The following is a 12,695-nucleotide window of genomic DNA, read 5'->3' as shown; positions in this document are numbered from 1 at the left end:
GACGATCGATGGAGGACCCTCAGGGCTCGGTCGCGTCGAGCGCCGCCTCGGCGACCCGTCGTACCACGGCCCTCCGGTCGGCGCTGCGCCAGGCGAGCGCGGTCGAGCAGTGGATGTTCCCGGACAGGGGCACGATGACCACGTTGGCCCGGGCGTAGTGCTCGTCGGTGCTCTCCGAGACCAGCGCGACGCCGCGGCCGACGGAGACGAGTTCGAGGGTCTCCTCGATGGACCGCGACATGACCATGTCGCGCAGGTCGGTGATGCCCACGGCCTGCGGGGTGCGGAACTCGGCCCAGGCCCGGTCCTCGGAGAGGGGAACGACCCAGGTGCGCCCGGCCAGTTCGGACGGTTCGACGCGGTCACGGCCGGCCAGGGGATCGTCCAGGGGGAGGGCGACGGCCCGACGGTCACTGGCCACCGTCAGGCTCCGGATCGTGGGGTCGTCCAGCGGCGGCCACACGATGGCGAGGTCGGACTGACCGGACGTCAGACCGCAGCTCGGGTCGGCGTAGTCGTAGCGGCGCAGGGTGATGTCGGCATTGGTCTCGTCCCGGACGAGCTTCATCAGCCACGAGGTGCGGCGGCCGGCCGCCTCCCCCATGAAGCCGATCGTGAGACTCGGCCTGCGGTCCGCGAGCAGCGCGTCGACCTGGTCGGCCGCGTCCACGGCCGCGAGGGCGTCGGCGAGCAACTGCCGCCCGAAGTCGGTGAGATGCACGCCGTCGCGGGTGCGGCTGAAGAGCGGCCGGCCGGCCTCGGACTCCAGGCGGCGGATCGCGTCGCTCACCGCCGGCTGCCGCACCTTGAGGGAGTCGGCCGCCCGCTGGAACGAACCCGTACGGGCGACGGCGGCGAAGGCGCGCAGCATGGCAAGCGTCGTGGGCATCACCGGAGCATAACCCCCGCCCCGGCATCGCTTATGGCCATCGACTCTGCTTATGGGGGCGGACGGTGCGTGAGGGATGACCATCGAGGTCGTGCGGCGCCACGGGGCTGCAACACCCACCCCTAAAGGAAGGATTGCGCCATCGTCGCGCCCGCGCTCGGCTTGTTTTGTGTCATTTAAAGAGCATATATTCCACTGACCGAGAATGGGTTTGAGTCAGTATCCGGCCGCAGGCTGCCGAGGTTCGAAGTTTCGCCCTTGTAACCGGCCTGTCGAGCGTGTTTGACTCAAGCGAAGGCGCCACCAACGGGGGTTGTTAGTGTCAAGGATTTCTTTTCCCAGGGTTCACCTGTGGTCCCCTTGCAGACCGCCCCTGTCTGACGCATCCCGGATGCAGTCCGGTGGTATGGCCTGTCAGGCCTGAACGGGCTTCCTTTTCATGTCCAGCGCATAGACCTGCGCTGCGGCATGTCCATTTCTTTGTCTGGGGGACGTGACCTTGCCTGCTCAAAGCGCAGCAAACGCGAGTGGTGAAGAACTGGAAAGTGCAGAAGATCTGAGCCTGGACTTCAGCAGGCTCGACCGAGGAGTTCGCAAGCGCCTCAAACAGCTCTGCGAGCTGGACAACCACCACGCGCCGCTGGCCATCCTGTGCGACTACCTGCTGGTCGCCGCCTCGGTCTACCTGTGCGTCGGAGTGTCGTACTGGTTCTACCCGATCGCCGCCATTCTCATCGGGTCGACCCAGCGGGCGTTCGTCAATCTCCTGCATGAGTCTTCACACAAGGTTCTCACCAAGAATCAGCGCCTCAACGTGACACTGGGCACCGTCTTCTCGGGGTACCTGGTGCTGCATCTGTACAACCCGTACCGGAATTCCCACATAGGTTTCCATCACCGTTACCTGGGTGATCCGGAGAAGGACCCCGACTACAACTTCCACGTGGGCGTCGGAATCTACGACCACCGCATCTCCGACAAGAAGTTCTTCCTCAAGAACATCGCGCTGGCCGTGTTCGGCATGCGGACCCTCGAATACGCGGGCTACGTCATTCGGGACCGTATTTTCTTCAGCCCGAAGGACGTCGCGGTCTCCATGCCCATCCGGCTCTCCACGGAGCGCGTCCTCCTGCTGGTGCAGTGGGCCGGCATCATCGGCCTGTGCGCCTGGCAGGGCTGGCTGATCGAGCTGCTGCTGTTCTGGTTCGTCCCGCTCTTCACCACCGCTATCGCGGTCGGCTGGCTCTCGGAACTGGCCGAGCACTACCCGCTGCCGGAGAGCGAGAACAAGCAGATCCTCATGACCCGCAACCGCCACGGCTGGGCCATCGAGCGCTTCCTGCTGGGACGCCACCACGACAACTACCACCTGGTGCACCACCTCAACACCGGCGTGCCGTTCTGGAACATGAAGCGGGCCCACCAGGTCCTCCTGGAGGACACCGCCTACGCCCGCTGGGACGGCCTGTGGGCCGGCGTCCTGACCCGTTCCCGGGGCCGCGAGAACCAGGAGACCCTCATCAGCTACGCCTCGAAGTACCGCGACTGGCGGCGCAACGGAGGCGACCCCACCGAGATCGACGGCGGCACGTTCGCCGAGGCGGCCGCCCTCGCCCGGGTCGTCACCGCCGCCTGACCCAGCCCCGTCGCTTCTTCCGAGAGGACACCCCCACATGAGTCACGTCGTGGACGCCCAGGCGGCCGCCGCTCTGGACCCCGAACTGCTGCGCCTGGCCACCAACGGCCTCAAGAAGCTGGCCGCGGACACCCGTTGCCGTAGCGCCTTCGTGGACAACCCGCTGATGGCCGCGCTGCTCGCACCGGCCGCCAACCGCTACATAGTCGCCGCCGACCAGGACGGTCTCTTCGAGCGGCTGCCGGTCCTGGAGGCCAAGGGCTACCGGACCGGCGTCGAGTTCGTCGGCGAGGAGGCCCGCAACGCCGACGAGGTGCGCGATGTCGTCGACGAGTACCTCAAGCTGATCGAGCGTCACCAGAGCGCCGGCCTCGCCACCCCCACCCAGCTCGGCTTCGACCTGTCGAACGTCGGCTCCCTCATCTCGCCCCAGACCGGCGCGGACAACACGGCCGCCCTGCTCAAGGCCGCCGCCCCGCAGGGCATCGGCATCCTCATCAGCATGGAGCGCTCGTCCTTCGTGGACGACATCCTCACGGTCTTCAAGGGCCTCGCCGAGGACCACGAGAACGTCGCGCTGACCCTCCAGGCCCATCTGCACCGCACCGAGGACGACCTCGCCACCGTCCTGCCGCTCGGCCGCAAGATCCGCCTGGTGAAGGGCGTGTACAACGAGGCCCCGGACGTCGCGCTGCCCCGCGGCCCCGAGCTGAACGACCGCTACGCCCGGATCCTGGAGCGCATCCTCGACCACGGCAACCCCGTGGCCGTGGCCACCCACGACGCCACGCTTCTCGAACTGCTCGACAGCCGTGGGCTGTTGGAGCGCGTCGAGGAGCTGGAGATGCTGCACGGCTGCCGCCCGCCCCTGCTCAAGGCACACAAGGACCGCGGCATCCCGTGCCGTGTGGCCACGGTGTACGGGCAGAACTGGTGGCTGCACTTCCTGCACCGCCTCGCCGAGTACCCGCCGGTCGCCCTGACCGCTCTGGCCGACCTGTACGAACCGGAGCGGGTCCGCTTCGGCTCCGAGTACTGATCAGCGCGTACTCATCCGCGAGTACTGACCCTCGCGTACCGACCCGCGAGGTTCCCACCCGCGAGCACGACCTGCTCCAACCCGAAAGAAGGTAGTCCGTTGTCCTCCACTCCGCCTGTTGCCGCCATCGTCGACGGTTACTCCACAGGAAACTTCCTTCCTGCGGCCTTCACCCGTCTGGGTGCCCAAGTCGTCCATGTCCGCAGCACGCCGGAGTGGATGACTTCGATGCTGCTGCCCAACACGGCCGACTACATCGCCGACCTCGTCTTCGAGGACGAGGAGCAGATCGTCAAGGAGCTGCGTTCGCACGGCGTCAGCGCCGTGCTCGCCGGGCAGGAGCCCGGAGTGCCGCTCTCCGACCGGCTCAGCGAGCTGATGGGCACGGCCAGCAACGGCTCGCGCCTGTCGGCCGCCCGCCGGGACAAGTACCAGATGATCGAGGTCCTGCGGGCCGCGGGCCTGCACTGCGCGGACCAGTTCAAGAGCGACGACCCGCAGGCCCTCGTCGACTGGGCCGAGGCGCACGGCACCTACCCCGTGGTCATCAAGCCGCTCAGCTCCGCCTCCACCGACGGAGTGTTCATCTGCAACACCGCGGACGAGGTGCGCGAGGCCGCCCAGCAGGTGCTGGCCGCGCGGGACATCTTCGACCTGCCCAACCGCGAGGTGCTCATCCAGTCCTACCTGGACGGCGAGGAGTACATCGTCGACACCGTCAGCCACGACGGCCACCGCTTCGTCTGCGGTGTCTGGAAGTACGAGAAGACGCTCGTCAACGGCAAGAACATCTACGACAAGGATGTGCTGCTGCCGGCCGACGAGTTCCCCGTGCCCGAGCTGATCGCCTACGTGGACCAGGTCCTCGAGGCCATGAACATCCGCTTCGGGCCCACCCACACCGAGGTCAAGATGACCTCCAACGGCCCGGCGCTGGTGGAGATCGGCGCCCGGCTCAACGGCGACATGAACCCGGACTTCCACCAGGTCTGCCTCGGCCACAACCAGGCCGACCTGATCGCCCTGTCCTACATGCGGCCCCAGGAGTTCCTGGAGCGCTACGGCGACCGCGTCTACACCCGGCGCCAGCCGGCCGTCGTCTACAACGCGCCCAGCGCACAGGAGGGCGAGGTCAAGGCGATCGACGAGGCCGTCGTCCGGGAGATCGCCGCCCTGCCCACCGTGTTCCTGCCGAGCGTGAAGGTGCCGGTGGGCGGCCGGGTCCGCCGTACCGTCGACCTCCTCACCAGCCCCCTCCGCATCTTCATGACGGGGGTCACCCAGGAAGCCGTCCTCGACGACTACAAGCGCCTCCAGGAACTGAAGGACAAGGTGTACCTCGTCTGATGCTGCGCAGCACTCTGCACGCGGTCCGCGGGCTCGCGCCCGAACTGCGTACCCTGTTCATCACCACCCTCCTCTTCCGGTCCGGAACCATGGCGTTCCCGTTCCTGTCCGCCTATCTGGTGGCACAGAACGACTACTCCGCGGGGCAGGTGGGCTCGATCGTCGGCGCCTATGGTGTCGGCGCGCTGGCCGCCGACATCGCGGCCGGGCCGGTCCTGCGGTTCGTTTCCGCGCGGACCGTGATGATCAGCGGGTTGGTGGGCAACGCGGCGCTGGTGCTGGTCCTTCCGCTGGCGGAAAGCGCCGCGCTGCTCACGGTGGGCACCCTCGTCTGGGGCTTCTTCTACGAGGCGTTCACACCGGCCGCGTACGCGGAGACTGTGCGGTACTCGCGGGAGAGCGACCGCAAGGTCGCCTTCTCCTGCAACCGGCTCGCCATCAACGTCGGCATGGGCCTCGGACCGGCGCTGGGCGGACTCGTGTTCGCCTGGCGGCCGGCCGGCCTGTTCCTCATCAACGCCTGTGTCGTCCTCGCGACCGCCGTGTTCCTCACCCTGCGGACCTCCAAGGGGGCCGTGGCGGCGGGGGAGAAGCAGGTCCGGGGGCGCATGGTGGCGCCGACCCTCAAGGGCGAGACCCGGTTCTGGACGATCTTCCTGCTGGCTCTCCCGATCCATCTCGCGTACGCGCTGCCGCCGACCTTCCTCAGCGCCTACGTGATCCACGAGCGCGGCCTCGACAGCTTCTGGGCCGGCATCATCTTCTTCGTCAACGCCGGCGCCATCGTGCTCTTCGAGGTGCCGCTGAACACGGCGATGCGGAACGTGAGCCACTACGCCTCGCTGCTGGTCGGCTATCTGCTGGCCGGCGCGGGCTTCGCGCTGATGGGCCTGTCCGGTTCGGGCCCCGCGCTGGTGGGCGCGACGCTGCTGTGGACCGCGGCCGAGATGATCGTCTTCCCGGCGCTCCTGCACTACGTCAGCGAGGTCTCCGACCCGTCCGTCACCGGCCGCAACATGGGGCTCTACTCGGCGGGCGTCAACGTGGGCCTGATCGCCGTGCCCCAGCTGAGCCTGATGCTCACGGCAGGCGGCCACGCGGCGACCCCGTGGTACGTGGTCGGTGCCGCCGTCGGCATCGCGCTCGTCCTGATCGTCACCGTCCGGCGCAGTTCCTACCTCTGGCTGACCGAGCCCGAGCCGGAACCCGCTCCTGTCTCCTGACCCAACGGAGTTGGCGCATGCCCATCCACTTCAACAACGCGGGCGCGGGCCTCATGCCCGAGACCGTGACCCAGGCCATGACCGGCTACCTGGCCGAAGAGGCGCGGGGCGGCGCCTACGAGGCCGAGCAGCGCCACGCGGACACCCTCGAACACGGGGTGTACGAGACGCTCGCCCGCGCACTGGACGCCCCCGCCGACGACATCGCCCTCTTCGACAGCGCCACCCGCGCCTGGTCGTCGGTGGTGTCCCACCTCCCGTTCACCTCCGGCGACCGGATTTGGGTGACGCCGTACGAGTACGCCGGCAACCTCATCCTGTGGACCGAGCTGCGCCGCCGCTTCGGCCTCACCATCGAGGTCGTACCGCTGGTGGCCGACGGCGACCTGGACCTGGAGTGGATGAGCGCGCACATCGGTGACGACGTCGCCTTCGTCGCCGTGCCCCATGTGCCGTCCGGGTGCGGGATCGTCACACCGGTCGAGGAGATCGGGAAGATCCTCGCGCCCTGGCGGTGCTTCTACGGCATCGACGCCTGCCAGTCGGTGGGACAGCTGCCGGTCTCCGTCGCGTCCATCGGCTGCGACCTGCTCACCGGCGCGGGACGCAAGTTCCTGCGCGGGCCGCGCGGCACCGGATTCGCCGCGATCGGGCCCCGGTTGCGCGCCCGGGTCTCGCTGCCCTTCCACGACCTGCACATCGCCGACATGGTCGCGGACGACGACTACGAGGTGAACACCAGCAGCGCCCGCCGGTTCGAGTACGCCGAGCGCGGCAGCGCGGGCGTCATGGGCCTCGACGCGGCGGTCCGCCACCATCTCGCCCGCACCGACAGCGGCCCCGGCCCGCTGCGCGACGCCGTACGTGCGGTGATCGAGGAGCTGCCCGGGACGCGGCTGGTGGACCCCGGCTCCCGGCATGCCGCCATCGTCACGTTCACCCACGACCGGGTGTCGCCCGAGCGAATCCGGGCCGAGCTGCGAGCGCGCGGGGTCAACGTGTGGATCGCGCAGGGCAGTCACACACCCCTGTACATGCGCACCGCGGGCGTCGAATTCGCGGTGCGCGTATCCCCGCATTACTACAACTCCATGGCCGACGTGGAGACGTTCGCCGACGCGCTGCGCGACGTCCTGCGCTGACCCAGCGGTTTTCACACCCGCGTTTTCACACCCGCCTTTTTCACACCCGTCTCATCGAGTCGAAGGAGGGGCAGAGATGCCCATAGAAAGCCAGGAAGCGGAGAGGCAAGAAATACTCGCACTCGTGACCCACATCATGGAAGACACCGTCGGCCTGGAACTGGACGACGATGTCGACCTGAACACCTCGATCGGCCCGGAGGGTCTCGGACTCGAGTCGATCGGCATTCTCGAGGTGACGGTTCACCTCGAGCGGGAGTACAACATCGAGTTCTCCGACGAGGCGTTGGAGCTGCTGATCAACGGAACGCTCGGGGAGTTCATCGACGAGGTCGTCAGGCAGCGTTCGGCAGTGGCCGCCGGCGCGAGCGCGGAGAACAGTGGTTCCCGGTGATCACATCCAACGACATCCGGAGGATCCTCGTCGACGGCAAGACGCTGGCCGGCGTGGAGGACATCGAGGACGACTCGGAAATCCTGGTCGACTCCTTCTCGCTCGCCTGGCTGGACCACAGTCTGCGCACCGATTTCGGCGTCGAACTCGACCTCAGGGAAGTCCGGGCCGAGGATTTCTCCAGCATCAACCGGATCGCCGAGTATGTCAACGCGCTGACCGAAGGAGCCGTCGCGGCGTCAGGAGACGGCCGATGACGGAATCCCAGCGCGTCGTCGTCACGGGTTTCGGTGTCTTCACCGCTTTCGGTTTCGGTGAGAAGGCACTGCTCGACGGGGTGTTCTCGGGCCGTCCGGCATTCCGCGAGGTGGACCGGTTCGACATTTCGCCGTTCCGGTGCAAGTCGGCGGCCGTATACGACGGCAGCGGCCCGGAGATCCCGGAGGTGAGCTTCGCGGGCGATCCGCCGCCGCGTCAGCACGACGCCCTGGTGGCCTGCTCTCGGGCCGCGATCGACATGGCGGGCATCGCCGAGTCGAAGATCTCCGGCGTGCTCGTCGGCAGCCAGGGCGACTACCGGCCGATCACCCGGTACTGGGGCTCGCTGGCCGACGGTGCGGACACGCCCGACACGGCGTTCCTGAAGGACAGCGTGCCCGGCCAGCTCTCCCACGGTGTGGGGGACGCGCTCGGCGTCGGACCGCTGCGCATGACCTTCCTCAACGCCTGTGTGGCCTCCGCCGACAGCATCATCCACGCCAGCCGCCTCATCAGCCGGGGACGGGCCGACGCGCTGCTCGCCGGCGGGTCCTACCTGGTCGAGCGGGAGCTGTTCGCCAAGTTCGACTCGGCACGCGCCTTCGCCAAGGACGGCCACGTCCGCCCCTTCTCCAAGGACCGCACCGGGCTGCTGCTCGGCGACGGAGTGGCGTGCCTGATGCTGGAGTCCGAGGCCAGTGCGGCCGCGCGGGGCGCGAACGTGCTCGCCCGGATCGCGGGCTGGGGCATCTCCTCCGACGCCTACCACGCCAGCCGGCCGCACCCCGAAGGCCGCGGCACCGCGACGGCGATGGAGTCCGCGCTCCGCGTCGCGGGACTCGGCCCCGACGCCGTGGACTACGTCAATGTGCACGGCACGGGCACCGCCTCCAACGACACCTCCGAAACCGCCGCGCTGCGCCGGGTGTTCGGGGACCGGGCCGCGCACCTGCCCGTCAGTTCGACCAAGAGCACGACGGGACACACCCTGGAGGGCGCCGGAGCCGTGGAGGCCGTGATCACCCTGCTGGCCCTCACCCACGGAATCGTCCCGCCCACGGCCAACTTCACCACGCCCGATCCCGCGCTCGACCTGGACTACGTGACCGACGGCCCCCGTCGGCAGGGTCTGCGGCGCGCGATCTCGACCAACTCCGCCTTCGGCGGGGCCAACACGGCGCTGCTCCTGGAGCGAGCATGATCGACACGCGTACCGAACGACTCCTGGTCTCCGAGGCGCTCGTCGTGCCGTCCGGCATCGCGGCCGGCGCCCTCACGGTCGAGCCCGTCGAACCGGGCCGGGTGCCCGGCTTCGTGGAGTCGGCCTTCAGCCCGCTGATCAAGTCCGTCATCGACCGCTGCCTGGCCGGTGTCACGGGCGGCGAGGCCTTCGGCGACGAGGGAGCGCGCACCGGCCTGGTGCTGGCGACGCTCTACGGCGACACGGTCACCGCCGATCTCGGCAGCAAGCTGCTGACGTCCGGGCGGGTGGCCAACCCGCTGCTGTTCTACCAATCGGTGCCGACGACGATCCTCGGCGTGGTCGCCCGCGACTACGCCATCACCGGACCGACCACCTGCGTCGCCCTCCGCGGCGATCTGCGCGGCGAAGCCCTCGACCTCGTCGACACGATCCTCGACGACGGCATGGACCAGGTGCTGCTGCTCGGCGTCGACCTGGCGACCGAGACCCGGCCGCTCGACGCCCACGCACAGCTGCAGGACGGCGGGCCGCAGGCCGGTGCGGCACGGGTCGACGCCGCCGTCGCCTTCCTGATCCGCCGAGCCGACCCCACACCCGGGACGGCCCGGGCCGCCGTGACCCCCGACGCCGACGAACACCTGTCGGACTTCGGGAGCCTGGCCGGTCTCGTCCAGCTCTACCTCACCGTGCGCGCCGAGCGTGCGGCGGCCGCGGCGGGGGCGGTCGCCGTGAACGTGGGTTCCGCACTGGGCGAGCGTGAGCTGCGGCTGCTGCTGAGGGAGCCCTCATGACCGCGACAGCCGAGCCCACGACACAGCACACGGAAGAACGGCTGGACGGGCTGCTCGCCCGCGCCGCCCGGACGTACCCGGACCGGCCGGCCCTCGTGGACGGCGACCGCGTCTGGACGTACGCCGAACTCGACGACGCCGTCGGCCGCCTCGCCGCACGGCTCGCCGGACAGGGAGTGCGGCCCGGCGACCGGATCGGGGTCTTCATCCCCAAGTCGGCCGAGGCCGTCATCGCGATCCACGCGGGACTGCGCGCCCGAGCGGTCGTGGCACCCCTGGACGTCCGCAACCCGGTCGTCCGCACCGGCCGCATGCTGCGTCAGGGCGGTTTGACCCGGCTGCTGACCGTCGCCTCGTCCGAGAACATCGCCCGCAAGGCGGTGGGCGGCGACGAGGTTCCCGAGGTCCATGACCTCGACGGCGGCATCGGCCTGCTGCGCACGCGGGAGCAGGCGCCGGTGGAGCCGCTTCCCGAGCCCGCGCGCGACGGCGGCTATGTGCTGTTCACCTCGGGCAGCACGGGTGTGCCGAAGGGCGTGCTGCTGTCGCACGCCAACGTCGCGCACTTCGCCGTCTGGGCCGCCGCCGAAACGGGCCTCGGTCCCACCGACCGCATCGGGTCGCAGGCCGCCCTGACCTTCGACCTGAGCACGTACGACCTGTTCTCCGCCGCCGCGGCCGGCGCGTGCACCGTACTGATGCCGGAACGGCTGAAGGCGTTCCCCGCCGATGTCGTCAACTGGCTCACCGAACACCGGATCAGCGTCCTGTACGCGGTGCCGTCCCTCTACGTCAACATGCTCGAACGGGGTGGCATCGCCGACGCCTTCCCGTCCGACCTGCGGACGCTGGTGTACGCGGGCGAGCCCTTCCCGCCGCGCCCACTGGAGACGCTTCTGCGCCTCGCCGGCGACCGGCCCGTCCACAACTTCTACGGGCCCACGGAGACGAACGTCTGCACCTTCCTGCGGGTCCCGCCGACGTGGACGGCGGAGCAGGAGGCCACGATCGGTTCGGCCGTTCCCGGCGATGTCGTGGACGTCTTCGACGAGACCGGTGAGCCCACGGCCGACCGGGGCGAGATCCATGTAGCGGGCGCGACCGTCTTCCTGGGCTACCTGGTGGACGGGGCACTGCACGACCCGACCCGGCAGGTCCGCTTCGCCGACGGCGTCGTCCGCCGCGCCTATCCGACCGGAGACCTCGGCAGGCGCACGAGCGGCAGCGAGATCGTGCTGTTCGGCCGGAAGGACTCCCAGATCAAACGGCACGGCTACCGCATCGACATCGGAGAGATCGAGAGCGTGCTGCTCGACGCTCCAGGGATCCGGGCCGCCGCCGTCGTCGCCAAGACCGGCGAGCACGAGGGCGAGGTCTGGGCGTACACGCAGGGCACGGTGTCCGAACGGGACGTCCTCGGGCTGCTGCGCACCCAGCTCCCGCTGTACATGGTCCCCGACCGGGCCGTCGTGCTCTCCGCGTTCCCGCTCAACGCCCGCGGAAAGACCGACCGTCTGACGCTCGCGGCCGAGGCGCCGCCGGAGCCCTCGCCGCCGAAGGAGACACGATGACGCTTCCCGACGACTTCGACAAGATCCTTGAGGCCGCCCACCAGGTCGGACAGAAGCTGGCGCCGCTGGCGGCCGGCGTGGACGCCCGCACCGGCGACCTCCGGGAGCCCTACGACCTCCTCGCCGAGGCCGGTTTCCTGACCCTGCTGGTGCCGCGCCGGGCGGGCGGCGCCGGGCTCGGCTTCGCCGACTACTGGCGGGTGCTGTCCGCCGTCGGTTTCCACAACGGCGCGGCGGCACTCGGGCTGAACATGCACAACGCCGTCATCGGACCGCTGTGCGAGTCGGCGGACACGCCCTTGCCGCCGATGGCCGAGGAGTTCCGCACCTGGCTCTTCGACGAGGTGGTGGGCGGCCGCAAGATCTTCGCGTCCGCCGCGTCCGAACCCGCCGGCGGAGCGAAGCTGCGCGGACTGCAGACCCGTTACCGGCGGACCGACGACGGCGAGGGGTTCGTGATCACGGGCGAGAAGTCGTTCGTGTCGCTGGCCGGCATCGCGGACTACTACGCGGTCCCCGCCCGGCCCGAGGACTCCGACGACCCGGGACGCATCTCGCACTTCCTGGTGAGCAAGGACGACCCCGGGGTCCGGTTCGGGGAGATCCACAACCTGACGGCGATGTACGGGACCAGCACCGCCAACATGACCCTGGACGCCGTCACCGTGCCCCGGTTCCGGCTGTTCCTCGGCATCGAGGGCCTGTCGCTGCCCAAGGTGATCCGCGAACCGCACTGGATGGTCGCCGGCTACACCGGCGCCTACCTGGGCATCGCCGAGGCCGTGCAGCAGGCCGTCGTCGACCATGTGACCGCCGCGCCCAAGAAGGCGGAATCGGCCGTCGTCCAGCGCACCGTGGGACTGAACGCCGCCCGCCTGCACGCGGCCCGCGCCCTGGTCGAACGCGCCGGTGAGGCCGTCGACCTCGGCCGCGGCGGCGCCACGGCCAACACCCTGGTCCACGCCGCCAAGTACGCCGTGGCCGACCTCGGCCCGGAGCTGGCCCGGGCCGCCGTCTCGCTGTGCGGTTCGGCGGCCGTGAGCCGCGCCAAGCCGATCGAGCGGCTGCTGCGCGAACTCCAGTACGGGGCGGTGATGCCGGCCAAGCCGGAAGAGTGCCTGGAATACCTCGGCAAGGGCGCGCTGGGCGTCGACCTCCGCGACGAGAAGGCGTTCTCCTGGTGAACCGAACGATTGGAGAG

At 69.4% G+C, this 12,695-nt stretch carries 12 protein-coding genes; 11 read left to right on the top strand and 1 reads right to left on the bottom strand.

The features are described from left to right. Window positions 1–19: 19 nt before the first annotated feature. Window positions 20–889, bottom strand: coding sequence for a LysR family transcriptional regulator (locus CRP49_RS00525; protein ID WP_097251627.1), 870 nt, complete (start codon window positions 887–889; stop codon window positions 20–22). A 499-nt stretch (window positions 890–1,388) separates the two neighbouring features. Here CRP49_RS00525 and CRP49_RS00520 point away from each other — a divergent pair, with 499 nt between their 5' ends. The 11 genes from CRP49_RS00520 (at window position 1,389) to CRP49_RS00470 (ending at window position 12,678) form a co-directional block, all read left to right on the top strand. Continuing rightward, window positions 1,389–2,525 carry a fatty acid desaturase family protein gene (locus tag CRP49_RS00520; protein WP_218892948.1) on the top strand — a complete coding sequence of 379 codons (1,137 nt, stop codon included), beginning with the start codon at window positions 1,389–1,391 and terminating at the stop codon, window positions 2,523–2,525. Between the two features lie 37 nt (window positions 2,526–2,562). Then, the gene (locus tag CRP49_RS00515; RefSeq protein WP_097251626.1) at window positions 2,563–3,564 is read left to right on the top strand and encodes a proline dehydrogenase family protein; all 1,002 of its coding nucleotides are present in this window, start codon (window positions 2,563–2,565) and stop codon (window positions 3,562–3,564) included. Between the two features lie 99 nt (window positions 3,565–3,663). Next, window positions 3,664–4,911, top strand: a complete 1,248-nt coding sequence (locus tag CRP49_RS00510; RefSeq protein WP_097251625.1) for an ATP-grasp domain-containing protein — start codon at window positions 3,664–3,666, stop codon at window positions 4,909–4,911. Then, a complete protein-coding gene (locus tag CRP49_RS00505; protein ID WP_097251624.1) occupies window positions 4,911–6,134 on the top strand; it encodes an MFS transporter in 1,224 nt (407 codons plus the stop codon). Before CRP49_RS00510 ends, CRP49_RS00505 begins: the two co-directional genes overlap by 1 nt. Window positions 6,135–6,151: 17 nt before the next feature. Beyond that, window positions 6,152–7,276 (top strand): aminotransferase class V-fold PLP-dependent enzyme, encoded by a 1,125-nt coding sequence (locus tag CRP49_RS00500; RefSeq protein WP_097251623.1) that lies wholly within the window; start codon window positions 6,152–6,154, stop codon window positions 7,274–7,276. Between the two features lie 124 nt (window positions 7,277–7,400). Continuing rightward, window positions 7,401–7,670, top strand: coding sequence for a phosphopantetheine-binding protein (locus CRP49_RS00495; protein WP_179851452.1), 270 nt, complete (start codon window positions 7,401–7,403; stop codon window positions 7,668–7,670). After that, the gene (locus tag CRP49_RS00490) at window positions 7,667–7,927 is read left to right on the top strand and encodes a hypothetical protein (RefSeq protein ID WP_097251621.1); all 261 of its coding nucleotides are present in this window, start codon (window positions 7,667–7,669) and stop codon (window positions 7,925–7,927) included. The genes CRP49_RS00495 and CRP49_RS00490 overlap by 4 nt, the downstream gene beginning before the upstream one ends. Then, window positions 7,924–9,129: a beta-ketoacyl synthase gene (locus CRP49_RS00485; protein ID WP_097251620.1), complete on the top strand. Its 1,206-nt coding sequence runs from the start codon at window positions 7,924–7,926 to the stop codon at window positions 9,127–9,129. The genes CRP49_RS00490 and CRP49_RS00485 overlap by 4 nt, the downstream gene beginning before the upstream one ends. Next, entirely contained in the window at window positions 9,126–9,923 is a 798-nt protein-coding gene (locus tag CRP49_RS00480) for a ketosynthase (protein WP_097251619.1), read from the top strand. The genes CRP49_RS00485 and CRP49_RS00480 overlap by 4 nt, the downstream gene beginning before the upstream one ends. After that, window positions 9,920–11,494: an amino acid adenylation domain-containing protein gene (locus CRP49_RS00475; protein WP_097251618.1), complete on the top strand. Its 1,575-nt coding sequence runs from the start codon at window positions 9,920–9,922 to the stop codon at window positions 11,492–11,494. Before CRP49_RS00480 ends, CRP49_RS00475 begins: the two co-directional genes overlap by 4 nt. Next, window positions 11,491–12,678, top strand: coding sequence for an acyl-CoA dehydrogenase family protein (locus CRP49_RS00470; RefSeq protein WP_097251617.1), 1,188 nt, complete (start codon window positions 11,491–11,493; stop codon window positions 12,676–12,678). Before CRP49_RS00475 ends, CRP49_RS00470 begins: the two co-directional genes overlap by 4 nt. The last annotated feature ends 17 nt before the right edge of the window (window positions 12,679–12,695 follow it).

The organism is Streptomyces sp. Ag109_G2-15 (assembly GCF_900215565.1).
GTDB lineage: Bacteria > Actinomycetota > Actinomycetes > Streptomycetales > Streptomycetaceae > Streptomyces > Streptomyces diastatochromogenes.
This window is presented reverse-complemented; position numbering and strand designations above follow the sequence as displayed.

Excerpts from the sequence above, each read along its gene's own strand:
- CRP49_RS00525 (WP_097251627.1), bottom strand. The coding sequence starts at position 889 with ATGCCCACGACGCTTGCCATGCTGCGCGCCTTCGCCGCCGTCGCCCGT.
- CRP49_RS00515 (WP_097251626.1), top strand. The coding sequence starts at position 2,563 with ATGAGTCACGTCGTGGACGCCCAGGCGGCCGCCGCTCTGGACCCCGAA.
- CRP49_RS00505 (WP_097251624.1), top strand. The coding sequence starts at position 4,911 with ATGCTGCGCAGCACTCTGCACGCGGTCCGCGGGCTCGCGCCCGAACTG.
- CRP49_RS00500 (WP_097251623.1), top strand. The coding sequence starts at position 6,152 with ATGCCCATCCACTTCAACAACGCGGGCGCGGGCCTCATGCCCGAGACC.
- CRP49_RS00485 (WP_097251620.1), top strand. The coding sequence starts at position 7,924 with ATGACGGAATCCCAGCGCGTCGTCGTCACGGGTTTCGGTGTCTTCACC.
- CRP49_RS00480 (WP_097251619.1), top strand. The coding sequence starts at position 9,126 with ATGATCGACACGCGTACCGAACGACTCCTGGTCTCCGAGGCGCTCGTC.
- CRP49_RS00475 (WP_097251618.1), top strand. The coding sequence starts at position 9,920 with ATGACCGCGACAGCCGAGCCCACGACACAGCACACGGAAGAACGGCTG.
- CRP49_RS00470 (WP_097251617.1), top strand. The coding sequence starts at position 11,491 with ATGACGCTTCCCGACGACTTCGACAAGATCCTTGAGGCCGCCCACCAG.